Consider the following 24,503-nt stretch of genomic DNA (forward strand, 5'->3'; position numbering starts at 1 on the left):
TGAGTCTAATGAAAATAACAATCAAAATAAAATTAACGCTTACAATTTGCATAATGCTATTACTTGTTAATGGATTCTTTATTACCAGTATTTTCATGACAGAAAAGACAGTACTAGAGGCAGAGAAAGTTAACATTCGTACGAAAGTCGAGAGCTTAATAAAAAATAACTTACAGGGTCAAACCGACAACCTTAGCCTCTCTTTAGCCAATTTATATGAATCGTCTTCCGCCAATAATATTAGGCAGGAACTCCGCACTGAGATCTTAACATTCAAAAAAACAATTGCTGGTATGTATACAGACTCCCCATCGGACGAAGATGCAAAAGCAAATATCTACGCATTTATAGATAACTATCGTTGGAATGGTGGACGTTACATTTTTGCTTATGATGCGGATTCATTTGAAAACATGGCAAATGGTGCAAACCATCGGATTATTGGAACGTCGAGCTATAATTCACAAGATAAAAAAGGCAATTACTACGCTCGAGATATTATCAATAGTGCTAAGAGATCAACTGTGGGTTATAGCCAATATTACTTTCTAAACCCTGCATCAGAGAAAGTTGAAGAAAAAATGTCGGCATCTTTCTATTTTGAGCCGCTAAACCTTGTTGTTGCGACAGGTGAATATACTAGCCGATTAAAACAAAGCAAAATTGATATGGCATTGAATGCGGTCAGTCTTACTCAGTATGGTAAAGATGGCTACTTTTGGATTCAAGATGCAAACGGTAAAATCCTTATGCACCCAGACGCGAAGTTAATCGGTACGACTGCGGATTTTACCCGTAATGCAGCAAGCAGTCTTCAAAATAAGTCTGAGATTTTTATATCTGCGGCATTTAAAAATGAAGAAACGAATAAAGTAGAAAATAAGATCCTGTATGTACGTAACATCTTCCCTGATTGGGGCTGGTCACTAGGTACTGGTACTTATGAGAGTGAAATATTAACAATTGAAGATAGTTTAACGACAGCAACAGCTGATATTTTCGATACTGAAATTATAAAGAGCTTCAAATTCGCGACTGTACTTTTCATTCTTGCTATTGCACTTTCACTTTGGATTATCAACCGTATTATTCGTGAATTACTCGTGCTGAAATTAAGTATTGATAATTTATCGACCGGTGAAGCAGATCTGACCTCGAGATTAGTAATTAAGGGGAATGATGAGGTCGCCGATATTAGCCATTCGGTGAATAATTTTATTGGTTACTTACAATCAATGATGTTAGAGATTTCCGGCGCGTCAAAAAATATTACACGTGGTATTCATGATATTCATTCACAGTCTGAGCGTAATACACAAGCGCTGGATAATCACAGTGCAGAAACAGAATTAGCAGTAACAGCTATTACCGAAATGAGTTCAACCGCAGACATTGTTGCCCAAAATGCACTTCAAACAGCAACGAGTACACAAGTTGCCAATGATGACGCACAAGCATCCAAAGTAACGGTTATCGAGGCATCAAATAGCGTGATGTCCTTAGTAACTGAGATGGATGATACGGCAAAAAGTATCCATGCGATGAATGAAAGTACGAAAAATATTACAACGGTATTAGAAGTCATTGGGGGCATTGCGGACCAAACGAATTTGTTAGCATTGAATGCTGCAATTGAAGCCGCAAGAGCTGGTGAGCAAGGACGTGGTTTTGCCGTTGTTGCAGATGAAGTACGTTCTTTAGCGGCCTTAACCCAAGATAGTACAGCTAAAATTAATGATATGTTACAAAGTCTGACTGTTCGAGCCGACTCTGCCGTCACCTCAATGAATAATACAACAGAGAGTTGTCAAAAAGTGGCAGAAAACACATCATTAGTAACAGAGAGCCTAGATAGTATGACTGGGTCGATCGTTGAAATTAATGATTTAAGCACGCAAATTGCAACAGCGTCTGAAGAGCAGAGCTCTGTGACTGAAGAAATAACACGTAATATGCATACCATCCAAGAAATGGTGCAAGTGTTAAGTAAAAACGGTCAAGAAACAAAGATAAGTGTGCAGAGCCTTACCGATGAAAACGATACACTTGCTGCGTTAGTTGCTCGTTTTAAGTTAAATTAATACAGTTTATTTAAGAATAATAAAGGCGAGTGCATATTTGGGGGAGATAATCTCATTATTGTCTCGCCTTTATTGTTTGTTCATTTTCACGTTTAACAAGCACAAAGGTCAGATACATTTTTGTGGGTAACGAGCAAGCAAACCCCAAAGCAATACAGCCCGCACAAATCATAATGCCCATCACGCCATACCGCTCAGTAAAATCCGTGTACGATAATAGATAATGGCCCAATAAGATGAGCGAGATACCAATAGCAATAAAGGCTTGCAGAATACGGATAAGCTTTTTATCTGTCATATCATCCATCATTGATCAGATTGCCAATACAGCTATTGTTCTGCTAACCAAGAATGGGCGCAATGATCTAACGCAATGTATATCAACATGGGTAGCATATGATGATAGATTAGAGACTTAGGTCAAGTAACGCCCTTGTACGAACGTCAAACTTGACACATTTATTATGCGTTTACTTTGAGCTCACCAACGCTTTTAATACCGCGTCTGGTTTTGACTTGTAGGGAGTCTAACACTGAGCCCAGTTCAGCAACATTAGAGCCAATGCTAAATTTATTATTGCTAAGATACTGATGCTTCACACTAAACTTACTAAGCAGTAACCCCATATTACTTTCAGGCGTTAGTTTTGCGATTACAACGCCGAATAAAATAAATGTTTCGCCACAATCAGGGTCATTATCTCCAAGGCCTTTAATTGCAGTCACCTTACAAAAAGTACTTACCTTTCTTGTGCTTGTGACTACACAAACGATACTTCCTTCTCGAAGTTCTTTCCAGGCTGCATTTTTAACATTCCCTAGTTGCTTTTCCGAGATATCAAATATAACATCTGATTCTTGTGGATAGCATTTTTTGTAATTTTTATTATGTATATTATTTAGCAAAAACATGTCAATTTCCTAATTATGTGCAACGCTGTCATGACACAGTTCGTTGTAACTACGCAATTATAACCTTTCTATACTGTTTTTATACTATGTCTATAAATGTAGTCTGCTCTGCTAGCGGTTGATTAAGTAATCGCTAACCATCCTATAATAATCCCACCAGCATCACCAATCAAGGTTTCCAGCTAACTCAGCTCTAACCTTCGATAAATCCTGCCGCTTGATGGTGTGCTGCTATGCCAGCTAATTTGATTACTGCTCACATTATTGTGTGGTAATTACATTACTTATCAAAATATTATTCCATATCAAATCACCATTAAATAGTCTTTATCTTCTATTCAATATGCGAAATAGCTCAATTTAGCGTTATTCGTTACACGATAAAATACCACCCACAAAGTTATACTAAAGGTGGTGTTATGCTGTATTTTGAATTTCTGTTTTTATTGATCATTCTCTATATTGGTTCCCGATTTGGTGGAATAGGTTTAGGGGTTGTATCAGGGATAGGGTTGGTGGTTGAAGTATTTATCTTCAAAATGCCACCAACGTCGCCTCCCGTAACGGTTATGCTGATTATCTTAGCTGTTGTCACCTGTGCATCGGTCCTTGAAGCCGCTGGCGGGCTTAAGTATATGCTACAAATTGCAGAACGTATTTTAAGAAAAAATCCTAAACGCGTAACACTCATAGCCCCTTTTGTTACCTATACAATGACATTTTTGCTTGGTACAGGGCATGCTGTTTATTCAATTATGCCTATCATTGGTGATGTTGCACTTAAAAATGGCATTCGTCCTGAACGCCCGATGGCTGCAGCATCAGTAGCATCCCAAATCGCAATCACAGCTTCTCCTCTTTCTGCTGCAGTAGTGTTTTATTTAGCCCAATTAGTGGATATAGATAGCTCTATCACCCTCGTTTCAATTTTAATGGTCACAGTGCCTTCCACTTTATTCGGTACATTAATGCTAGCACTATATAGTTTACATCGAGGTAAAGAATTAGAGGATGATGATGAATACCAAGCACGCTTAAAAGATCCTATCTGGCGTGAAAAAATCTTAAATACCACCTCAACTTCTTTAGACGAAGCGCTACCAGCCAAAGCACGGAATGCAGTACTTATCTTTTTAGGTGCGATCGTCTCTATCGTGGTAATCGCTATGTTTCCTGACATTAGGACTATCACCGACGGCGCAGCACCAATCAAAATGTCGGTTGTAATACAAATGATGATGCTGGCGTTTGGTGGTGTTATTTTACTCGCAACCAAAACCGAACCGCGCGATGTCCCGAATGGCGTCGTTTTCAAGTCAGGTATGGTCGCAGCAATTGCTATCTTTGGTATTGCATGGATGTCTGATACTTACTTCCAATACGCGATGCCGCAATTCAAAGCCAGTATTGTTGATATGGTAACGCTACACCCTTGGACGTTTGCATTATCACTGTTTATCGTCTCAGTTGTGGTTAACTCACAAGCGGCAACGGCTCGAATGATGTTACCCGTCGGTTTGGCGCTAGGACTCGAACCTGCGTTAGTGATAGGTTTAATGCCTGCAGTATATGGTTATTTCTTTATTCCTAACTACCCATCAGATATTGCCACGGTAAACTTTGATAATTCAGGCACAACGAAAATTGGTAAGTACTATTTTAACCATTCGTTTATGTCGGTGGGCTTAATCGGCGTTATTTCAGCTTGTTTTGTTGGCTATGTATTAGGTCAAATAGTTATAGGTTAAAAACCCTAAGTGAATAAAAAAGCCATTAAACATTAATGCTTAATGGCTTTTTATTCAATGAAGTCAATCTGAACTAGATTATTTCAGTTTAAATTGAGCCACAATTGATTTCAGTTGCTCATTAGCGACTGCAACATTTACCGACTCTTGAGCAGTAGATTGACCGTTTATGGCTAGCTCTTGCGCCATTTCACGGATCGCAGTCATGTTACGAGTCACTTCATGAGAGACACTACTTTGTTCCTCAGCCGCAGTTGCAATTTGCGTGTTTAAATCATTAATTTTCGTTACAGATTTAGCGATATGATCCAAATCTTCAGCTACCGTATACGTACTTTCTGCCGCCTGTTGGCAAGTCGTTTGTGTCATATTCATCGCTAAAATCGCAGAGCTCGAACCAGCAGTTAATGCATCTAGCGTCTCTTTGATTTCAGCCGTGCTCACTTGTGTTCTTGCCGCTAGCGCACGAACTTCATCAGCAACGACAGCAAAACCCCGACCTTGCTCACCCGCTCGCGCAGCTTCAATTGCCGCGTTAAGCGCAAGTAGATTTGTTTGTTCTGCAATCTCACCAATCACATTAAGTACTTTAGTGATGGCTTGCGTATCCTTCTCAATGTCTTGGATACTTTTTGATGAACTTTCTACATCTTCAACCAGCTTAGAGACTGTCGATGTGGTTGATGTAACCGTCACTTTCGACGTACTGACCTGCTTATTCATTGCATCTGTAAATTGCGACGCTTCCTCAGCATTACTGGCAACATCATTCGCCGTTGCACTCATTTCTTCTACTGCTGCTGCAATTTGGTCTGTTTCAATTGAGTGAGCATCTAATACTTGGTTATTGCTTGTCGCTTGCTGCTCTAGCTTTCCCACACTTTCAGAAATATGCTGTGAAGAGTTATCGATCTCAAGCATTAAGGTTTGTAGGTTCTTAATGAAGGCATTAATACCGCCCGAAATATCACCTAAATCATCGTTACTTTCAACCGGTAAACGACGCGTTAAATCGCCATTACCTTTCGATAAATCCATGACAACTGCTTTCAATGATACAATTGGACGGTAAACAATATTCAATACGAAAATAGTCAAGAATAGGCCAATTGCGAGCATAATAGCAGAGACCACAACAGCACTCTCTAACGCTTCATCGACTTCTGCATAAGCGACTGACTTATCAACACCAATGAATAAGTACCATCGCTTGCCATTTACGAGTGTAATTTCTTGAGTAAAGGCTAACTTATCGACACCATCTAAAGTATAAGCTGTAGTATGTGCTCTTTCGCTTAGCATGCCGGTTTTAACATCACTCATGCCGATATCAGAAAAATTAACCCCCGTTTTCAATATAAGTGAATTGGATGCTAATGCATTACCATCGCTATCCATAATAGCTGTCGCAGAACCAGGGTAATTAACATTTTTAACTGTTTCTTCAAGAATTTCTAAACCAATATTACCTAACAGCACACCATTACCGATATTACGCACGACTGAAATAACTGGAAGACCGGTACTCCTAGCATTATAAACATCCGTCACATCTAGCGTTGCAGTGTTCTTACCTTTGGTATACCAAGGGCGTTTACGCGCATCGTAACGTTCTATAATCGCAACGCCATTAACCCAGTCTGCATTTTGAGCTGTAGAATACGTGACACCATCATCAAATGCGAAAAAGACACTAGCAAAACCACTGGTTTCCTTCATTAGTCGCGCGATTGTGACGTAATCATCACCTAGGCCATTCGACTTGTATTTTTGACTGATGGCATTAAGCGCATCTGTTTTTGTTGTAAACCAATCTTCAATTTTGTTAGCTTCGTAGCTTACGATTGAACTCGACAGCAGGTTTACATCTTCAATGGTTTTAGATTTAATTATATTGTAAGAAATTATGTTTGAAACAAGTAAAATAGCGGTCAATAAGATTACTACCGATAATATGATGAGTCTTTTAAATCCTAAATTTTTTATCATTGTTTTTATTCCACAATTAGATTGATCAGAGATTAACAGCTGAGAGAATCTACGCCTCAACAGTATTTAACAAGATTAGAATATGCTTTAAATTAATTACATATCCTAAATTACATCCTTAACTCTCTACTTATCATTCCATAATTACGAGAATGCTCTGAATAATCCATTAATTACACAAAGTAGGGTATCGACCATTCTTCGTGATACATGAATAAAAAACGCCACCAAATCACTGTAAATAAGAAATAGGTGGCGCTTTTTGTTAACTTTAGGTTAGTGCTGACTAAACTTCTTCTAGCGTTCTAGAGTCTACTTTTTTAATTTTCTGACTGTATCAACCTCTTTAAGTAACGCAGTAAAGTGACGAAGTACTGGCTACTTTATATAACTCGCAAGCTAAGGCATGTGCGGGGAATTGTTCCGCAGGTATATGAGGCAGTAATTTACCCGCATGATGTTAATTTATTCCTTAATGGTTAAGCAAAGAGACGCTGACTAGCAACAGTCAACGCCTTATTAAATGAGATATGAGGCTACATGCCATAGCGGAACGGTTTCCCCACATTGACCATATCGCGGTGCACAGGCGCAAGCGCATTAGCATAAGCGGCAAGCAACGCTACCGTATACTCGCTGCGATCATGCAAATTCTGGTCAGTACATTCATTCTCAGATATCAGAACATCATCGCAGTGCCGAAATATAAGATGATCAGGCAGAAAACATACATGGTTGTTTTTGTTTCCCGTCATTCGTAATTCACTAATCGGGTAAACACCATTAACACTTGCAGAAACGCCCACCAGCAGCGCGGCCTTGTGAGCTAATTCCTCGTCAGTAGCTAGCATCAAAAAATTTTTTAATGCAGGCGTTGCCATTCCATGCCATTCAGGCGTAATAAAAATGAACGCGTCCGATTGCTTGAGCGTTTGCGAAATAGGTTCCCATGGTTTCCACTCCTCATCGTCTTGCCATACTCCCTCATTCCAAAATGGCAGCTCCAGTTGATGTAAATCGAGAACAGTTACCTCATCAAAATGGCGGTCAGCCAATGTTTGTAGGTAATAGGCAACACTCAGGCTTTGAGAATTCGCTCTTTGACTTCCAGATACTATAGTAAGCTTCATATTAACTCCGTTTTACAGTTTGAAATTGTGCTAAGTAATTGGTTTGTGCGGATGGCCGAGGCGCAGCCAGCACGATTGAAAACAAAATGGCTGAAGCACCTATAAATTGAGGCCAAGTCAGCGTTTGATCTAGGATGAGATAACCAAGGAAACAGGCCGAAACACAGCTTAAAAAGCCGATAAAAGAAACCGACACGGGTGGTAGTTTTTCGATACCACGAAACCAGAGAAAGTAACCTAAAATGCTACCAACAAGGCTTAAATACCCATAACCAAAGTAGTTGGTTGGCGTCAGTTGGGTTGGAACACCTTCCAACCAAAGTGAAACAGGTAACAGAATTATACCGCCAAATAATAGCTGCCACCCCGTAAATCCAAGCATTGTCATCCCCGTTGGACGTCCCCATTTTTTTGTCAGTACGACACCTAACCCCATGCTTATGGTGCCAAGAATGGCAATCAACACACCTTCAATATTTAGTTCCGCAGAGCTATTTAGCACCAGCAGGCTCACTCCAAAAATACCAAATCCGCAGGCGAGCATTTGTTGTGAAGAAAAACTTGCACCCAGTAAGTACCAACTTAAGATCATAATAATCACTGGCTGACTAGACATGACCATCGACGCCATGCCACCCGGTAGGTAGGTTGCCGCAAAAAACAAGCAATAGAAAAATAAACCTATGTTCAGAAAACCGAGCGTAGCCAAACGTAACCACCAAATCCCAGTAGGCTTTGTCCGGCTAATTAGCACTAGTAATATCCCTGCGGGAAGTGCACGGATGGTTGAAGCAATAAGCGGACTTTCTGGTGGTAACGCTTCTGTTGTCACGATATAAGTACTCCCCCAAACGATGGGCGCAATTGCGGTTAATGCTATTGTCTTAATTTGCTGAATCCTATTCATCATTCACCTTCATTGTAATTATTAAGATTTCACAAAGTATCTTTTCAAAAAGATACTTTTTAAAAAGTAATGGAAAAAGTTCTTTAAATCAAGTATCTTTTTGAAAAGATATTTATTTAAGAGATAAAAATGCCATCAGACAAAGTCGATAAAATCCTTGAACAGTGGTTAACAGTTAGGCCCGATCTGGATTGCTCTGCAATGGGGATTATCGGGCGATTACGTCAAACCAATGATGCATGGAAGAAAAAGTTAGATCCTGTTTTTAAAGAATATGAATTAAGCGGCATCGAGTTTGATATTTTAGCCACCATACGTCGCAGCAATACAGCGGTTACCCCAACAGAGTTATATCATACCCTTATGCTCTCCTCTGGGGCGGTCAGCATGCGTATTGAACACTTAGTAAAAAATGGATTTGTCCAACGCATTGCCAGCGAGCAAGACCGACGCAGCTGTAAGGTAACTCTGACTAAAAAGGGAATTGAGTTGGTAGACACAGCATTGAATGCGCATGTTGCTAACATGGACAACATGCTCAGCGTACTTAGCAACCAAGAGCAAGCGCAGTTAGCAAACTTGTTAAGAAAGATACAGTTAGCAGACCAATAACAATTTAAAAAGGAAGTTTAATGAACATTGATATTCGGAAAGCGGAATCGAGCGGATATGCTTCACAACTAACTCAAGAAAATATGAAAGTATATTATAAGGCAAGAAACCTAACATGGGATCCCGCGCTTTTTGCTGCCAATTGGCACGTGTTTGAAAATAAAGAGGTATATTTTAACGCTAAACGTGTTGGCGTCTTACGCCTATCCTTTGGTGATTCAAATTGTTACATCCGAGATGTACAAATTGAACCTGAATACCAAGGCTTAGGAATTGGAAAACAATGCCTAAGCTATATTGTTGAGTATGCCAATACGCGTAATGATATATGGATTAAGCTTCGCGTATTTGCAGAGAATCCGGCATCAAACCTATACTGCCGTTTTGGCTTCAAAGTGCTCACTGAATCAAACGGCTTAATAGAAATGGGATTAGAGTTAAACGCTACGTCCGTTCATCTTTCGGTGTTTCCATCACCACCAGCGTTGTGATTGAATTTACCTGTGGGATCTCGCCGAGTACATCAGAATGAAAGCGTTTGTAAGCGGTCAGATCAGTAGTCTCGACTCGCAGAAGATACTCATTGGCACCAGTAACATTGTGGCACTCAGTCACCTGCTCCACGTCCATGATCTGCTCTTCAAAACCGCGTTGAGATTTATTGCTGTGGCTCGACAAACTAATCGTTACATAAGCAATAAAACCGATACCCAATTTTTTAGCGTTGAATATGGCACGATAGCCCTGAATAATATCAGTGCGTTCCAGTTCTTGCACACGACGTAATGTCGCAGAAGCCGATAATCCGATCCTTTCTGCAAGCTCAACATTAGACAATCTGCCATTCAATTTAAGCTCACGCAATATTCTTTCGTCAAACCTATCCATAGCGAACATTCCTTGTGAACTTTCTTTAATAAGAGCAAATATAGACACAAAATTTACCTCGCATTCACTTAAAACACAACTACAAATCGAAACTGAAATATGGATACACATGGAATATCAACAACTTATACCACTAATAACTTTTTCAATTGTTTCAAGCATATCACCAGGACCAAACAATATTATGCTAATGACCTCTGGGGCTAATGTTGGCTTTATACGTACAATTCCTCATATGCTAGGTATTACACTTGGCTTTAGTTTGATGGTTGTGTTGGTTGGTTTTGGCTTAATAGAACTATTCACCGCTTACCCTATCATGCAGCAAAGTTTACGCATCGCTAGCATGCTTTATCTGCTGTATTTAGCAGTTAAGATCGCCAAAAGCAAACCAATGACAAACGACGCATCTGACTACAAACCAATGTCTTTCCTATCAGCCGCCAGTTTTCAATGGGTTAACCCGAAAGCATGGACAATGGCATTAACCGCTATCAGTGTTTATGCAGCCTCTGCAGAACTGCGAGATATCTTACTGGTATCGCTGATATTTGGTCTTGTAAACGTGCCTTCCGTTAGCCTATGGACAACAGCCGGAAAACAACTGCAGGGGATCTTACAAGCGCCAGCAAAAATTAAGGTTTTTAACTACAGCATGGCGGGATTACTGGTACTTTCAATTGTACCGATGATTTGATAGCAAGCATAACAGAGACAAACGGAAAGGAATTCTTGGTTTGTAGGCCAAATACCCACAAACCAAGTTAACAAAGATAAATTAAGAGGTAATCTCGTAAGTATAGGTTCTAAAATTAACGCGTATTATCATTACAGTTAAGGTCACTATTAACTTTAAACTCTAGAATGTCACCAGGCTGGCATTCAAGTACTTCACAAAGTTTATCCAGTGTCGATAACCGAACCGCTTTCGCTTTGCCGTTTTTTAAAATCGAGAGGTTTGCTTCTGTAATGCCAACTTCTTGCGCCAGATTTTTTAGGCGCATTTTTCGCTTGGCCATCATTACATCTAAATTAATACAAATCGTCATCTCGCCTCCTTAAACTGTATGGCTATTTTCATCAGCAAGAATATAACCTTCCTTCATCACCCATGAAATAATCAAGATAATAAAGCCAAGTACTAATGTTAAAAAATCCACCCCGACAAATCCAATTGCCAGTATGCGATCACCCGGAGCATTATTAAACGACAAGATAACCGACATCAATGCACCGTAAACCACAGAAGCACCAACCCAATAGAATAAACTATAACCTAACTTTTGATAACTCATCACATTATCAAGTGTGAAAATCTCATTACGTTCGTAACTGCGGAATAAATTAATCAGTACCTTAAGTGCATACATAATGATGCTGCATAAAAATAAGCTGGCGATGGTGGCTAATATTCGCGTTGTTAACGTTAGCGGTAATTGTGTGTAACTGTCAATGTTGTGAGTGACCTGAATAATACCGAATGATGTAAGAAAATCATATGACGTTTCAACCGTTAGCCAGTAATAACATACCGCTATTGGAGTTAGCACAAAAAGGCTTTGAAAAAATATCCGTGCACGACGGCTTTGCTTTTGAATCTTGGACATAATTAGTAATCCTGTTGAATTGATAACTGGATATTAAGGCAAAGATAAGTACATTTCAACAATTAGCTATCGATTAACGATAACTAATTGCCGAGTAACAACCTTTTTACGTATTTAACTATTAGATTTACATCATAAATAATCACTAATTTTACGCTTTCTTTACGCGAACCACTGGCACTAATTTGCTAAAGTATTTACAAATCATTCTTTATGGCCTGTTTGTATGATGTACAAGTATTGGCGTTCTAACCTCATGTTCTTCACATTCGTTATATTAATGAGTGCGCTATTAAGTAGCATTATCATTGATCTGCTGTTCGGTGCAACGATTGCGGTACTGCTTATTTTACAATTAGCCGTGGTGGTAGTGGCCTTACGGTGTAACGCGAAGTTTGCTTATTTTGCTGCTATCTTCGAAGCCGTGAGTTTCAATTTATTATTCACAACTCCGCGTTATTCATTACAGATGTTTCATATGGACGATATAGTGAATCTTCTGGTATTTGTCATCGTCGCACTGACAGCAAGTCAATTGGCAGAGCATTATCAACGTCAGAAAAATGAGTTAAAACAAGCTCAGCTTAGAAACAATATCCTACTCTCGGTTTCACATGATTTACGCACGCCGTTAGCGACTATCATAGGTACGCTAACGACCCTAAAAGAATACATGGAAAAGCTTAGCGAAAGCGAAAAAATAGAGTTATTAGATAGCGCAACAACAGAAAGCCATCGACTGCATCAATACATAGAAAACCTGCTACAGGCAACCAAATTGCAACATGGCGCGCTTAGGTTCAATAAAAGTACCGATTCCATTTTAAACGTCGTTAGCCAAACTATCGATCGCTTTCCAGAATCACGACAACGTATCAAGCTCATCGCTGCAACGCCATTACCCACGTTGCAGATAAGCAGCTCCTTGATTGAACAGGCTATCTTTAATGTATTAGATAATGCACTCCGGTACACCCCTTCAGACAACATGGTCAATATCAACGCCTACCAAGCAGGTAATGACGTCATTTTAGATATTCAGGATGAAGGCGACGGTATTACGATTGATCAAGCTGTACATATTTTTGACTTGTTTTATAGCGAGAATACGCTCAAAAATAATGATAGTGGCACCGGACTGGGATTAGCCGTCGCTAAGGGGATTCTGACCGCTCATAACGGTAATGTTGAAGCGATACCCGTGACTCATGGCTGTCTCATTCGTATACGTTTACCCATCACTAAAGAGGAGCAATAAATGACTTATAAAGTATTGGTGGTCGATGATGAACCACAAATCCATACTTTTATTCGAATCTCATTAGCTGCGGAAGGCTTCGACTATATTGGTGCAACATCGATTAAATCAGCGCTGGATATTTTCCATCGGGAGCAACCGCATATTATTGTGCTTGATCTGGGACTACCTGATGGGGATGGTACTCAATTTTTGCAGTCTATTCGTCAAACAGTTAAAACACCTGTGCTTATCCTAACAGCAAGAGATCAGGAAGCAGAAAAAGTACGCCTATTAGAAGCGGGAGCGAATGATTACTTGAGCAAACCATTCGGCATTAAAGAACTGATCGTGCGCATTAAAGTGCTTGTTCGTGATTTGGTCGATGAAGCGTCTTGCTCAGATATACTCGTCAGTGACCGACTTCAATTACAGAAAAGCACGAATCAAGTCTGGCTGGATAGTAAAGAGATCGCCTTAACCAAAAAGGAATTTGCTTTCGTTGAAAAGCTAATGAACCAGCCTGGAAAACTAGTGAAACAAACAGAATTACTTGAGGACATTTGGGGACATACGCATCGCAGTGATACTCATTATCTGCGAATTTTAGTGAGCCAGCTGCGTAAAAAACTCAGCGATAGTGCCGATTTGCAACAACTCATAAAGACAGAATCAGGACTGGGCTACCGCTTAATCTCAGATAATGCCGAACGTCATTGATCCTAGAACACATTTCATTTCATTTTATTTACTTAACATAACGATACCGAGCAGCGCTTGCGGATGCTTCTTATCACTTTTGGAAAATAGAAAAGGCAGTCATTATGGCTCATTTTACAGTTATTGGTTTGGGACGGTTTGGCATCTCAGCCAGCTTGGAATTAATTCATCTTGGCCACACGGTAACAGGGGTCGACACAGACCCGAAAATTGTTGAAAAATACGTAGAAGAACTGACTCAGGCAGTTATCTGTGATGCGACCGACGAAAGTGTGCTAAGTGAATTAGACCTCGCAAACAGTGAAGCCGTGCTCGTTGCAATAGGGAAAGATATGCAGTCCAGCCTGCTTTGCACACTTGCATTAAAGAATCTTGGCGTAAAAGGCATCTGGGTTAAAGCAAGTACGAAAGCCCACCATACGATAGTATCAAAACTCGGGGTGTCACGGATAATTCACCCAGAAGAAGAAATGGGGGTTCGTGTCGCTCAGGCCCTTAATTACCCTATGGTGAACAATTATCTATCCATAGGCCATGGATTTTATGTAGTCGAAATTCATATAAAATCAACATTGCATGAGAAGCCAATCTCGCAAGTGCTTAGTAATACTCGAAGTAATGTACGTGCGGTTTTAGTTAATCGAGAACAGGAGGTTTTCACTCACATTCATGATGATTTTGTATTACATGTGAATGACACGCTATTGCTGTGTGGCACTCGTACGGAACTAAAGAGCATAGCTCCAAGGTTGGTGTAGCGTGGTGTTATGGCATCCTTCAATTTCACCCATTGAACGTAAGCCCAAAGCAGGTAAAAAATTACTTGGCGCACCACCGCTAATTTTGAGTGGTAGTTTTGCACTTTTAATTCTGCTTGGAACCTGTTTACTGAAATTACCGATCGCTACACTAGAACCTATTTCTTGGTTACAAAGTTTTTTTACAGCAACATCAGCAGTGACAGTCACTGGATTAGTTGTGGTCGATACGGGAACTGCATTCACGCCATTTGGTCAAACCATTATTGCGCTACTGATCCAATGTGGTGGCCTAGGATTAATGACGTTCGCGATTGTCACACTGATTGCCCTAGGCGGAAAAATAGGTTTTTTGCAATGCACAGTGGCAAGAGAAGCCTTTAACCAAACCAACACCTCAACATTAGCATCCACAGCCAAGTCGGTATTGGTATTTTCGTTATTCGTAGAACTCATTGGTATGGTGATTCTCTCGGTATACTGGAGTGGCGAATTGGGTTGGACAACCAGTTTGTTTCATGGATTTTTCTACACCATCAGCGCATTTAACAATGCTGGTTTTGCCTTGAGTGCAGATAGTCTAATGCCTTATGTCGCAGATCCGGTTGTTAACCTGACGATCACAGGGCTACTCATTATCGGCGGTCTTGGATTTTCAGTCTGGACAGATCTACGCCGTAACCGACGCTGGTCACGTTTGACCGTTTATAGCCGGATGATGATTACAGGAACAATATTCATCAATGCGGTCGCCGTTATTACCATCTATCTGATTGAATACAATAACCCAAATACCTTAGCGCCACTCAGCGAACAGGGAAAATGGTTAGCATCTTGGTTTCAGGCTGTCAGCCCTCGTACAGCGGGCTTTAATACCTTAGCGATTGACCAGCTTGAAGATGCAACCACTGCTATAATGCTAGTATTAATGTTTATTGGTGGGGGGTCGTCAAGTACCGCCAGCGGCATAAAAGTAGTCACTTTTATGCTACTGATTATGGCAACATATAGTTACTTGCGTCGTGACGAGTCAGTCTACGTATTTAAACGTGAAATAGCTAAAGACACGGTGAGTAAAGCACTGGCGCTGACGATGATATCGGTAGGCATCACTTGGTTCGCCATTTTTTCACTGTTACTCAGTGAGAATGCACCTATGATTGACATTGTTTTTGAAGCTGTTTCTGCTCTGGGTACTGTCGGTTTATCCCGAGGTTTAACGGGCAGTCTCTCTGAGTCTGGTGAATTCATTATCATTTTCATGATGTTTATGGGACGTTTAGGACCATTAACGCTAGCCTATTTTCTGGCGAGTCCAAGAACAAAAAAACTGCGCTACGCAGAAACTAAACTTGCGATTGGCTAGATTATTAAACGACAAAATAAGTCTTGATTTATGGATACGTCATTCCCACAAATCAAGTGAGTTAAATACTCTTAGCCCTATCTCGGCAATAACTTTATTTCGCTCAGCCATTGATAGCTCAGTTTCAGTTAAATACTGATATATACTGTTTATGAATAATTGATGAATTATTTAATAAAAAATTAATTAGCATCGGTATTGAAAAGTTGATATCTCGACGTATTCGGCATTTACTTAAAAACACTTGATAACAAAATAATTTACCCAAAACAGTTAAAGTGGGAAATTAATCATCTGGATAATTAATTCAAACAGGTTCAGTATTATCCAGGTGATTAATTAATGGTGATGCAGAGATGGATAATATCGATAACAAAAGTGAGCCCCTGACTCGTCATATAGGTCGACCAAAAAAATCTTCCGACACCAACATCCGCCAGCATTTAATGACAGTAGCGTTTGACCTGTTTGCCAAAAATGAATACAACCAAATTAGCACCCGAAAAATTGCAGCTGAAGCGAATACTACGCCAGCCATGATTCGTTATTACTTTCAAAATAAAGAAGGTTTATTTCATGCAGCAATGGAACAATACCGTCAGCCAATGGTAGATGTGTTAAGAAAAAATGCAGCGAATCCATCATTACAAAATCTACACGACATATTTCTTCTGTTTTATACCGCTGTACAAGAAAATCAAAGCTTACACCATATCATCAAGCGCAATATGGTCAGTGATGACAATCCGCAGATTAAAGCGCACATAATTAAAGAGGGGCCACAGCGTTCCTTTAAATTTATCAAAACTATGCTCACGAAATTACAAGCCAAAGGCGATATAAAACCTGAACTTGACCCTGAACTACTAACCATTCAAATCTTAAGTTTGTGCATCTACCCTTGCGCCTTTAAACCTTTGATTCAAGGATTAATTACAACAGATATTGATATGCAGTTCTACCATCGATTGGCACAGCAGAATTACACTTTATTAATCAATTCAATTACAACGGAGAAATATAATGCAGAAATCTAAGCTAATGTGGCTACCAATCGGCGTTGCTGCTGGGCTAGGTATCATGGCCATTAATAATTTCATTATGAAAGAAGACGTTGTATTAGAAGCGATAGAACCTGCACACAGTGTTTATGTGACCCAAATTCGAGAGAAAAACATTGCACCCGCAGTAAAAGGCTATGGTCATGTGGTTGCGAAGAACAAGTGGCAAGCTATATCAGAAGTCAGTGGAAAAGTGATTTACAAAAATGAACGGCTACAACGAGGTACTTTTATCAATGAAGGTGTGGAACTACTACGTATCGACCCAACCTCGTATGAATTAAATCTAACCACTGCACAGGCGAACTTAGATAATATTAGCTCTGAAGTTGAAAAGTTAGATATTGAAGAACAGCGCCTAACGCGTTCATACCAAGTCGAGAGCAAAACCCTCGCACTAGAAAAAAAAGAATACCAACGTAATATCAAACTAAACAAAAAAGGCACTATCTCGGCATCAAGTTTAGAACAGCAAGAACGTATCGTATATAATACCCAGCTACAGTTAAATGATTTAAAAGCGCAAATAAATCAACTTCCAGCACGTAAAAAAGCACTACAAGCACAAATAGCACAAGCGCAAAGCCAAATCGACCAAGCACAGCTGGATTTGGAAAATACCATCATTATCATGCCATTTAATGGCCGTATTATTGATGTTAACGCCGAACTGCAGCAGTTTGTCTCAGCTGGAATAAGCCTTATCTTAGCCCATGATATATCGAAATTAGAAGTCGAAGCTAAAATGCCGACTAGCCAACTAAGCCGTTTGGTACATAGCTTAAAACAAGACAAAGTAGTCTTAGACCAACTAAATACTGTACCCGATATTGCAGTAGCTAATTTAACAGCCCGTATTACCCTACGTAACTCGTCAACAGAAACTCACTGGCAGGGTAAAGTTACACGAATATTAGGTGAAATAGATGCTCGTTTGGGTACCGCGGGACTGGTCGTCGAAACTGATTTTGACTTCCTTGAGTTCATCAAACGCAATAATTCAGCAGAATCTCCTATTATTTCAGGCATGTTTGTTGAAGTGACCGTAAACGGCCAAGCACAACCACAACTAACCGTACCATTAGCGGCCCTGCACAATAACCGTTTATATCTCATGGATAAAAATAACAGACTGCAATTACAAAATGTCGATGTTCTATTTATCCGCGACCAAGTAGCTGCCATTAAAGCTGATGGTCTACAAGCAGGTCAACAAGTCGTGCTATCAGACATTATACCTGTGTCTAATGGCTTAAAGCTTGCACCGACAGTATGGATAGAGGATAAAGAATAATGGTCAACTTCTTTACTAAACACCCAACAGCTGCCAATTTAATTATGGTTATGTTTTTAGCGCTCGGCGCGATCACAATTCCAGATATGAAACGGGAAACCTTTCCCGACTTTTCAGTCACTATTGCACAGATTACAGTCCCCTACCCAGGCGCAAGCCCTGAAGATGTAGAACAAGCAATTTGCTTACCAGTGGAAGATGCCCTTGATGGGATCAACAATCTCAAAAAACTTACCTGCAGTGCCAGTGAAGGATTAGCTGTAACGACTGCGGAAATGACTCATGACGGTAATAGCACAACCTTTATTTCGGATATTAAAACCGAGATCGATGCCATTGACCAATTCCCAGATGAAGTCGAAACAACCGTAGTAAAAGAGCTGATGACGTATGACGATGTGGTCAGTTTAGTTATTTACAGTGACATGGATAAACAAGAACTTAAGCTGTATGCAGAAGATGTTAAGCGTCGTTTAAAACGCTTAAAAGGCATTGCACAAGTTGAGATCAACGGATTTTCTGATCCACAACTTCGTGTCGAACTTGATTTAGTCGCACTACGTCGACTTAACGTGTCAGTCCAAGAAGTAGCAAGTCAAATCGCAAAACAAAATGTAAAAATGCCCAGTGGTAGCTTGAATACCCCAAGCAGTACGATCTTATTACGTTTCGATGCGCAACGTTATACCCCTCGCGAACTCGGTGACATCATCGTTTTAAGCAATGAAGATGGCAGTAAAGTTCAACTAAAAGACATAGCTACAATCACCCAACGATTTGAATTAGACGAATCCAAAATATCAGTTAATGGTAAAGAAGGTACCATGCTCGATATTAAAAAATCAAAGGCTGATGACTCCCTTAATGTACTTGAAGAAGTACAGAAATTTATTGTAAACGAAAAACTACGAACTCCTGATAGCATCGAATTCTCTTTAACAAAAGACATGGCATCTGTCGCAAAAGATCGTCTTGACCTACTACTATCAAACGGTTGGCAGGGGTTCATTTTAGTATTCTTAGTGATGTGGTTATTCTTCCCTTGGCGCTACGCTATTTGGGTTGCAATGGGCCTACCGGTCTCATTCCTTGCCAGTATGTACGTGCTGTCATTGGTCGGTATTAGCTTAAACCTGATGTCTATGGTAGCGCTATTAGTCGCTATCGGCCTGTTAATGGATGATGCTATTGTATTATCCGAGAGTGTCGCCCACGAACTAAATAAAACCGAAGATAAACTTGCCGGTATCGTGAACGGTGTGAACCGGGTTAAGAATGGTGTTTTTTCATCCTTCTTAACTACAGTGGCGATCTTTGGTTCGCTGGCATTCCTTAAAGGTGACATGGGTGAAGTACTCAAAGTTATCCCAATAACCTTAGTTATTACCTTAAGTGTATCTCTGGTTGAAGCATTTTTAATCTTACCACACCACCTGTACACATCGATTAAAAATGCCGATGACAGCGTTGCAGACAACAGTTTAAAAGGCCGTTTTAATAAGAAATTCGAATACTTCCAATTTACTATTTTACCTAAACTGATTGGTACCATTGTTGATCGTCGCTATATCGTAACGGCCGGAGTAATAGCTTTATTTATAGGCACAATATCGTTGGCATCTAGTGGCATGCTACGCTTCTCAGCCTTTCCCGAAGTGGAAGGTGATTGGGTGCAAATAACAGTAATGATGCCACCCGGAACACCATTGGAAAAAACCGATAAAGTTGTGGCTCGTATTAGTAAGGACATCCAGATCACAAGTGCTGCATTTGGTGAACAACCCGATAATGAATCATTACTAAAATATATCACGGTACAAAGTGGCGCTAACCCTGATGCGGGCGAAACGGGAGAGCATGTAGCAACTATCTTTATTGACCTATTAACATCAGAAAAACGAACAACGCGCATGGCCGGTTATTTAGCGGCGCTGCAACAGCAGATTGGTGTTATTCCCGGAGTAACAAACCTGATTGTTCGTGAACCTGCTATCGGGCCAGCTGGTCGTGCGATTGACATTGAACTCAGTCATCCTAAAATTCAGATCTTAAAGGATGCAGGTAATGAATTAGCACAATACCTGTCTCAATTTAATGGTGTGAGTAACATCATTAGCAACCTCCGCGATGGTAAGCCTGAGCTGAGAATGTCACTACTGCCAGGTGCAGAAACATTTGGCGTAACCGGGCAAGACGTTGCAATGCAACTGCGCGCAGCATTTTTCGGGGTTACGATAGACGAATTACAGATCGGCAGTGAAAATGTAGAATTAGACGTAAGACTCGCTGAACGTTATCGCTCCGATCTGGCTTACTATGAAGATTTCCCTTTTACCCTTGCAGATGGTAGCCAAGTACCACTTGCCAGCATAGTTAAAGTTGAATGGGGCCGTGGTGTGAGTCAGTTAAACCGTATTAACAACATTCGCACTATGTCGTTAAAAGGTGATATTGATAAAAAGAAGGCCAACACAGTTGAACTAATGACGCAGATGGAAAAAGACTTTGTCCCTATTCTGACTCAAAAATACCCAGGCATTGAAGTACGCTTAGGTGGCGAAGTTGAATCAACAGCTGAAACAGCTAGCTCTATGGTGAAAAGTTTCTCAATTGGTCTGTTCGTGGTCTTTGCTATATTAAGCTTACAGTTCAGCAGTTATGTTGAACCTCTCATTGTCATGCTTGCGATCCCGCTGGCACTTATTGGAGTATTCTGGGGTCATTACATGCTAAATTATGATCTGACTATGCCGTCAATGCTGGGTTTTACGTCACTGGCTGGGATAGTAGTAAATAACTCCATTTTGTTAGTGCTGTTTATCAAAGAAGATTTAGTCAAAAGTAATGACATTAGACAAGCGGCAATACATGCCACAACTCACCGTATTCGTGCGATCTTAATTACCACAGCGACAACAGCTGCGGGTTTAATGCCAATATTACTTGAACAAAGTATCCAAGCTCAGGTAATTATCCCACTAGTTGTAGCGTTAATTTTTGGTTTGTTAGCATCAACCATGTTAGTGATTTTAATTCTACCGGCTTTTTATGGCATCTTAGATGACTTTGGTTTAACCGAGCGTCACAAATTAAGTGACTAGTCCATTGATATAGAATGACGCATACAAAAAAGCCAGAAACAAAATGTAACTGGCTTTTATCGATACGGTTATCGCGTACTTTAACTTGAATGTGATAATCTTTCGTTAAGCACAAATACCAATATGACGGCTTACATCATCAAACCAAGGTTGGCTTTCGCAGTCGAGTTCTACATCAAATTTACGTGATAACATCGACTGTACGTTTTTAATCGCATCACTGGCAATCAATACTTTTTCGCCTGCAGCATCACTCTGTTTTAAGGCAAGTTCATCGGCATAATTCAGTAAATCTTCAGCAGAAGCCAAATTAAAAGAAGCGGTGTGTAAGATGTCTAAACTTGCTTGCGTATAATTACATCCACGGATAAAACTAATCTCTTGTTTTACGCGTGATACAAGCGCCAAACCATCTTTTATTAATTGTTGAAATTCCACTGTTAGCCTCTCAATTAAATATAAGTCGCCGAATTATAATCACCATCCTCAAAAAGCAGAGCTGAATATAATTAAATTTTCGTTATAACAATGCAACTGGTCATAAAAAACAACATATGGTCATTAATAATAAGATAGCTGTTCAATTAATGACTAACAATATGTATAAATAAAAGTTATGAACCTTGATAAGTATTATATGAATAAAAAATCGTTCCCATCACCCTTTCATATAATCACGCAAATACATGTTTGAATTACTAATAAAAAAATCGGTTACGACCAAATGAGTGAAGCATAATTAGACTGAAAAACCATTCTAAATTAATCTTTATTTTCTATAAAAGTAAATCCACAATTTGTATGCATTTTCTAATTTAAAACCATATTCTGGCCACATCAAATCGAAACGCACCCAGAAAGGATAAGTACCATGACACAATTAAACGTAGTTGATACAGCTAAAAAACTTTGGAGCAGCAAAGACGAAATCGCTAAAAATATTTGGCTAGCAGGTCTTGGTGCATACGGTAAAAGCATTGATGAAGCGAACAGAGTTTCAGACAAATCTTCAACATTATTCGAAGAACTTGTTGCTAAAGGCGCTAAGATTGAAGAATCAGCAAAAGCAAAATTATCTGATAAAAAAATCTCTACAGATGTTTTAGAAACTCGCGTAAACCAAGTTTTCACTAAAATCTCTGGTGTTGATAGCACTAAAGTTGACACATTAAATGCTAAAGTTGACGAATTAACGAAAGCAATTGCAGAACTTAAAAAGTAACCCTTTTAAAGTTAAAGTTATTCTTTTAAAGTTGATATATATGGTGAGCCTAGGCTCGCCATTTTTCGTTTTAGAGTATAATAAAGAGCAAATTATCAACAGATTCACCAATATTCAGCCAAATATAACCATATAAAGTATGTTATATACTTGTTTAAATATTGACCAACAAGTCAGTTAAATTAAAATTATTTAATATTATCCAGTTATACACCTAAATCCCTTCAAACCCATATAAGTAGCACTTCACCCTAACAATACTCACTGTTTACGGTATAGATATCGACCTATTTTAAATCATCGTATCACACAAAAAAAATTGACAACCGCGTCAACATCTTTAAGATGCCCCGCAAGCAATGTGACGTTGTATAATTTTGGCAATATGGGCCTTAAGTCTCTACTCTGAAACCGTAAATTTCAGACCTACAATGAAGCAGGATAATTGTACCTTTTTTCTGGTATGGTTCCCCTACCCAAGTTTATACTTCGGAATATTGTCATTTTAAATCAACCAACTTAATAGTAATGGATGTTTAATGGACAAGTACTTCCTCCTGTCTGCGCGTGGCGCAACTGTAAAAAATGAAATCTACGCGGGTTTAATTACCTTTTTAGCGATGAGTTATATCTTAGCAGTGAATCCGGCAATCTTAGGAAGCATCGAAGGGATAGACAAAGGCTCGATATTTACCGCGACGGCACTATCTGCAGCTATCGCAACATTTATTATGGGTGCATTTTCTAAATATCCAATTATGTTAGCGCCAGGAATGTCGATGAACGGCTTCTTTAAAGCTATCTTACTGGGTGGCGGTATCTCATTACTTTGGCATGAAGCTCTCTTTGCTATTTTCCTTTCTGGTTGCCTCTATTTAATTTTAAGCTTAACACCTGCTCGTAAGGTGATGATTGATGCGATTCCTGAAGATTTAAAACTCGGTATTGCAGTTGGTCTAGGCTTATTTGTTTCTTTTCTTGGCTTACGTAATGCTGGCATCATTGTGAGTAACCCGTTTACTTTGGTAAGTATGGGTGATGTTAACGATCCAAAAGTGTTTATCGCCCTGTTCAGCATCTTTATTGCGATAGGCTGTTTAGTCCGTGATATGAAACTAGCGACTGTTATTTCATTCATCTCGTCTATTATTTTAAGCTTATTAAGTGATCACTTCCTAGGTAGTAACTTAATTACCTTACCAACAGACGTATTTTCAATGCCACCCAGTTTAGCGCCCACATTTGGTGCTATATTTGATTTGTCACAACTGACAATGCCAAAAATGACTGATTTGATTTTCTTAGTTATTATCTTCTTTATTGTCGATTTCTTCGATGGTTTAAGCACGATTGTCGGTGTCGGCCGTGATGCGGGAATTATCGGTAAAGACGGTAAAGTACCAAACGCGAAATCGGCATTAGTAGCCGACTCCGGCGGTACAATCATTGGTACTATACTAGGGACAACATCAATTACTGCTTATTCAGAATCTGCCGTGGCGTCATCATTAGGTGCTAAAACAGGTATCAGTGCGATTACAGTTGCCGTGATGTTTTTAGTATCTATGTTCTTGTTCCCTGTATTCTCAATCTTTACCTCGGCGATTGTAGCACCAGCACTGGTTGTTATCGGTATTTATATGATTAAGAACTTGGCAAACATTAACTGGAATAAGAAAGAGTCAGCAATACCTGTATTCTTCATTATGGTATTTAGCTTGTTAACCTTTTCGCCTGCAAACGGTATGGCAATGGGTTTTATCAGTTACTGTTTCGTCATGTTAGTACAAGGTGACGGGAAAAAAGTTCACCCAATTATTTACTCACTCGCACTACTATTTATTGTTTATTTAGCACTTTCATAATTTAG

23 protein-coding genes and 1 riboswitch are annotated in these 24,503 nt (G+C 39.6%); of the genes, 14 read left to right on the forward strand and 9 right to left on the reverse strand.

Translation table 11 applies throughout. The annotated features are described in order from the left end of the window. The first annotated feature begins 8 nt into the window (after positions 1–8). Positions 9–2,081 (forward strand): methyl-accepting chemotaxis protein, encoded by a 2,073-nt coding sequence (locus BT797_RS22525; protein ID WP_045109513.1) that lies wholly within the window; start codon positions 9–11, stop codon positions 2,079–2,081. A 55-nt stretch (positions 2,082–2,136) separates the two neighbouring features. Here BT797_RS22525 and BT797_RS22530 read toward each other — a convergent pair whose 3' ends face one another. Both BT797_RS22530 and BT797_RS22535 read right to left on the reverse strand, forming a co-directional pair. Then, positions 2,137–2,379, reverse strand: a complete 243-nt coding sequence (locus BT797_RS22530) for a hypothetical protein (RefSeq protein WP_045112437.1) — start codon at positions 2,377–2,379, stop codon at positions 2,137–2,139. A gap of 164 nt (positions 2,380–2,543) precedes the next feature. Then, positions 2,544–2,993, reverse strand: coding sequence for a hypothetical protein (locus tag BT797_RS22535; protein WP_045109512.1), 450 nt, complete (start codon positions 2,991–2,993; stop codon positions 2,544–2,546). A 419-nt stretch (positions 2,994–3,412) separates the two neighbouring features. Here BT797_RS22535 and BT797_RS22540 point away from each other — a divergent pair, with 419 nt between their 5' ends. Beyond that, positions 3,413–4,741 carry an anaerobic C4-dicarboxylate transporter gene (locus tag BT797_RS22540; protein WP_045109511.1) on the forward strand — a complete coding sequence of 443 codons (1,329 nt, stop codon included), beginning with the start codon at positions 3,413–3,415 and terminating at the stop codon, positions 4,739–4,741. Between the two features lie 78 nt (positions 4,742–4,819). Here BT797_RS22540 and BT797_RS22545 read toward each other — a convergent pair whose 3' ends face one another. The 3 genes from BT797_RS22545 to BT797_RS22555 form a co-directional block, all read right to left on the reverse strand. Continuing rightward, positions 4,820–6,730, reverse strand: a complete 1,911-nt coding sequence (locus BT797_RS22545) for a methyl-accepting chemotaxis protein (protein ID WP_075473608.1) — start codon at positions 6,728–6,730, stop codon at positions 4,820–4,822. Between the two features lie 536 nt (positions 6,731–7,266). Beyond that, positions 7,267–7,860 (reverse strand): NADPH-dependent FMN reductase, encoded by a 594-nt coding sequence (locus tag BT797_RS22550; RefSeq protein WP_045109509.1) that lies wholly within the window; start codon positions 7,858–7,860, stop codon positions 7,267–7,269. A gap of 1 nt (position 7,861) precedes the next feature. Beyond that, positions 7,862–8,770 carry a DMT family transporter gene (locus BT797_RS22555; protein WP_244534304.1) on the reverse strand — a complete coding sequence of 303 codons (909 nt, stop codon included), beginning with the start codon at positions 8,768–8,770 and terminating at the stop codon, positions 7,862–7,864. A gap of 126 nt (positions 8,771–8,896) precedes the next feature. Here BT797_RS22555 and BT797_RS22560 point away from each other — a divergent pair, with 126 nt between their 5' ends. Both BT797_RS22560 and BT797_RS22565 read left to right on the forward strand, forming a co-directional pair. Beyond that, positions 8,897–9,379 (forward strand): MarR family winged helix-turn-helix transcriptional regulator, encoded by a 483-nt coding sequence (locus tag BT797_RS22560; protein ID WP_045109507.1) that lies wholly within the window; start codon positions 8,897–8,899, stop codon positions 9,377–9,379. 20 nt (positions 9,380–9,399) lie between these two features. Further along, the gene (locus BT797_RS22565) at positions 9,400–9,870 is read left to right on the forward strand and encodes a GNAT family N-acetyltransferase (RefSeq protein WP_045109506.1); all 471 of its coding nucleotides are present in this window, start codon (positions 9,400–9,402) and stop codon (positions 9,868–9,870) included. Here the strand turns inward: BT797_RS22565 and BT797_RS22570 are convergent. Further along, positions 9,824–10,267 carry an Lrp/AsnC family transcriptional regulator gene (locus BT797_RS22570; RefSeq protein ID WP_045109505.1) on the reverse strand — a complete coding sequence of 148 codons (444 nt, stop codon included), beginning with the start codon at positions 10,265–10,267 and terminating at the stop codon, positions 9,824–9,826. The genes BT797_RS22565 and BT797_RS22570 overlap by 47 nt on opposite strands. 109 nt (positions 10,268–10,376) lie before the next feature. On the opposite strand from BT797_RS22570, the gene BT797_RS22575 reads away from it, so the two are divergent. Continuing rightward, positions 10,377–10,964 carry a LysE family translocator gene (locus BT797_RS22575; RefSeq protein WP_045109504.1) on the forward strand — a complete coding sequence of 196 codons (588 nt, stop codon included), beginning with the start codon at positions 10,377–10,379 and terminating at the stop codon, positions 10,962–10,964. A 115-nt stretch (positions 10,965–11,079) separates the two neighbouring features. Here the strand turns inward: BT797_RS22575 and BT797_RS22580 are convergent, their stop codons facing one another. Together BT797_RS22580 and BT797_RS22585 are read right to left on the reverse strand one after the other, a co-directional pair. After that, a complete protein-coding gene (locus BT797_RS22580; RefSeq protein ID WP_045109503.1) occupies positions 11,080–11,316 on the reverse strand; it encodes a helix-turn-helix domain-containing protein in 237 nt (78 codons plus the stop codon). A gap of 9 nt (positions 11,317–11,325) precedes the next feature. Beyond that, entirely contained in the window at positions 11,326–11,874 is a 549-nt protein-coding gene (locus BT797_RS22585; protein ID WP_075473609.1) for a DUF2975 domain-containing protein, read from the reverse strand. Positions 11,875–12,103: 229 nt separating this feature from the next. On the opposite strand from BT797_RS22585, the gene BT797_RS22590 reads away from it, so the two are divergent. From BT797_RS22590 to BT797_RS22620, 7 genes are all read left to right on the forward strand, one after another. Further along, entirely contained in the window at positions 12,104–13,132 is a 1,029-nt protein-coding gene (locus tag BT797_RS22590; RefSeq protein ID WP_045112436.1) for a sensor histidine kinase, read from the forward strand. Then, entirely contained in the window at positions 13,133–13,831 is a 699-nt protein-coding gene (locus BT797_RS22595) for a response regulator transcription factor (protein WP_075473610.1), read from the forward strand. A gap of 104 nt (positions 13,832–13,935) precedes the next feature. Next, on the forward strand, positions 13,936–14,589 hold the full coding sequence (locus tag BT797_RS22600; protein ID WP_045109500.1) for a potassium channel family protein: 654 nt from the start codon (positions 13,936–13,938) through the stop codon (positions 14,587–14,589). A 1-nt stretch (position 14,590) separates the two neighbouring features. Continuing rightward, positions 14,591–15,955 carry a TrkH family potassium uptake protein gene (locus BT797_RS22605; RefSeq protein ID WP_075473611.1) on the forward strand — a complete coding sequence of 455 codons (1,365 nt, stop codon included), beginning with the start codon at positions 14,591–14,593 and terminating at the stop codon, positions 15,953–15,955. Positions 15,956–16,311: 356 nt separating this feature from the next. Beyond that, a complete protein-coding gene (locus tag BT797_RS22610) occupies positions 16,312–16,992 on the forward strand; it encodes a TetR/AcrR family transcriptional regulator (RefSeq protein WP_045109498.1) in 681 nt (226 codons plus the stop codon). Then, positions 16,979–18,310, forward strand: a complete 1,332-nt coding sequence (locus tag BT797_RS22615; protein ID WP_045109497.1) for an efflux RND transporter periplasmic adaptor subunit — start codon at positions 16,979–16,981, stop codon at positions 18,308–18,310. The genes BT797_RS22610 and BT797_RS22615 overlap by 14 nt, the downstream gene beginning before the upstream one ends. Continuing rightward, positions 18,310–21,411: an efflux RND transporter permease subunit gene (locus BT797_RS22620; protein WP_075473612.1), complete on the forward strand. Its 3,102-nt coding sequence runs from the start codon at positions 18,310–18,312 to the stop codon at positions 21,409–21,411. Before BT797_RS22615 ends, BT797_RS22620 begins: the two co-directional genes overlap by 1 nt. Positions 21,412–21,516: 105 nt before the next feature. On the opposite strand, the gene BT797_RS22625 is transcribed toward BT797_RS22620, so the two are convergent. Continuing rightward, the gene (locus tag BT797_RS22625; protein WP_045109496.1) at positions 21,517–21,849 is read right to left on the reverse strand and encodes a hypothetical protein; all 333 of its coding nucleotides are present in this window, start codon (positions 21,847–21,849) and stop codon (positions 21,517–21,519) included. Positions 21,850–22,282: 433 nt separating this feature from the next. On the opposite strand from BT797_RS22625, the gene BT797_RS22630 reads away from it, so the two are divergent. Beyond that, a complete protein-coding gene (locus BT797_RS22630) occupies positions 22,283–22,633 on the forward strand; it encodes a phasin family protein (protein ID WP_045109495.1) in 351 nt (116 codons plus the stop codon). 347 nt (positions 22,634–22,980) lie between these two features. Then, a riboswitch (purine riboswitch) is annotated at positions 22,981–23,082 on the forward strand. Between the two features lie 90 nt (positions 23,083–23,172). After that, positions 23,173–24,498 (forward strand): NCS2 family permease, encoded by a 1,326-nt coding sequence (locus BT797_RS22635; protein WP_075473613.1) that lies wholly within the window; start codon positions 23,173–23,175, stop codon positions 24,496–24,498. The last annotated feature ends 5 nt before the right edge of the window (positions 24,499–24,503 follow it).

The sequence above is a fragment of the Moritella viscosa genome, from assembly GCF_900120065.1.
Classification (GTDB): Bacteria; Pseudomonadota; Gammaproteobacteria; order Enterobacterales; family Moritellaceae; genus Moritella; species Moritella viscosa.

What these genes read in the sequence shown, in the direction of transcription:
- BT797_RS22635 (WP_075473613.1), top strand. Translation starts at nt 23,173, where the DNA reads ATGGACAAGTACTTCCTCCTGTCTGCGCGTGGCGCAACTGTAAAAAAT.
- BT797_RS22630 (WP_045109495.1), top strand. Translation starts at nt 22,283, where the DNA reads ATGACACAATTAAACGTAGTTGATACAGCTAAAAAACTTTGGAGCAGC.
- BT797_RS22535 (WP_045109512.1), bottom strand. Translation starts at nt 2,993, where the DNA reads ATGTTTTTGCTAAATAATATACATAATAAAAATTACAAAAAATGCTAT.
- BT797_RS22565 (WP_045109506.1), top strand. Translation starts at nt 9,400, where the DNA reads ATGAACATTGATATTCGGAAAGCGGAATCGAGCGGATATGCTTCACAA.
- BT797_RS22560 (WP_045109507.1), top strand. Translation starts at nt 8,897, where the DNA reads ATGCCATCAGACAAAGTCGATAAAATCCTTGAACAGTGGTTAACAGTT.
- BT797_RS22600 (WP_045109500.1), top strand. Translation starts at nt 13,936, where the DNA reads ATGGCTCATTTTACAGTTATTGGTTTGGGACGGTTTGGCATCTCAGCC.
- BT797_RS22570 (WP_045109505.1), bottom strand. Translation starts at nt 10,267, where the DNA reads ATGGATAGGTTTGACGAAAGAATATTGCGTGAGCTTAAATTGAATGGC.
- BT797_RS22620 (WP_075473612.1), top strand. Translation starts at nt 18,310, where the DNA reads ATGGTCAACTTCTTTACTAAACACCCAACAGCTGCCAATTTAATTATG.
- BT797_RS22590 (WP_045112436.1), top strand. Translation starts at nt 12,104, where the DNA reads ATGTACAAGTATTGGCGTTCTAACCTCATGTTCTTCACATTCGTTATA.
- BT797_RS22585 (WP_075473609.1), bottom strand. Translation starts at nt 11,874, where the DNA reads ATGTCCAAGATTCAAAAGCAAAGCCGTCGTGCACGGATATTTTTTCAA.
- BT797_RS22540 (WP_045109511.1), top strand. Translation starts at nt 3,413, where the DNA reads ATGCTGTATTTTGAATTTCTGTTTTTATTGATCATTCTCTATATTGGT.
- BT797_RS22555 (WP_244534304.1), bottom strand. Translation starts at nt 8,770, where the DNA reads ATGATGAATAGGATTCAGCAAATTAAGACAATAGCATTAACCGCAATT.
- BT797_RS22550 (WP_045109509.1), bottom strand. Translation starts at nt 7,860, where the DNA reads ATGAAGCTTACTATAGTATCTGGAAGTCAAAGAGCGAATTCTCAAAGC.
- BT797_RS22610 (WP_045109498.1), top strand. Translation starts at nt 16,312, where the DNA reads ATGGATAATATCGATAACAAAAGTGAGCCCCTGACTCGTCATATAGGT.
- BT797_RS22530 (WP_045112437.1), bottom strand. Translation starts at nt 2,379, where the DNA reads ATGACAGATAAAAAGCTTATCCGTATTCTGCAAGCCTTTATTGCTATT.
- BT797_RS22545 (WP_075473608.1), bottom strand. Translation starts at nt 6,730, where the DNA reads ATGATAAAAAATTTAGGATTTAAAAGACTCATCATATTATCGGTAGTA.
- BT797_RS22525 (WP_045109513.1), top strand. Translation starts at nt 9, where the DNA reads ATGAAAATAACAATCAAAATAAAATTAACGCTTACAATTTGCATAATG.
- BT797_RS22580 (WP_045109503.1), bottom strand. Translation starts at nt 11,316, where the DNA reads ATGACGATTTGTATTAATTTAGATGTAATGATGGCCAAGCGAAAAATG.
- BT797_RS22575 (WP_045109504.1), top strand. Translation starts at nt 10,377, where the DNA reads ATGGAATATCAACAACTTATACCACTAATAACTTTTTCAATTGTTTCA.
- BT797_RS22595 (WP_075473610.1), top strand. Translation starts at nt 13,133, where the DNA reads ATGACTTATAAAGTATTGGTGGTCGATGATGAACCACAAATCCATACT.
- BT797_RS22615 (WP_045109497.1), top strand. Translation starts at nt 16,979, where the DNA reads ATGCAGAAATCTAAGCTAATGTGGCTACCAATCGGCGTTGCTGCTGGG.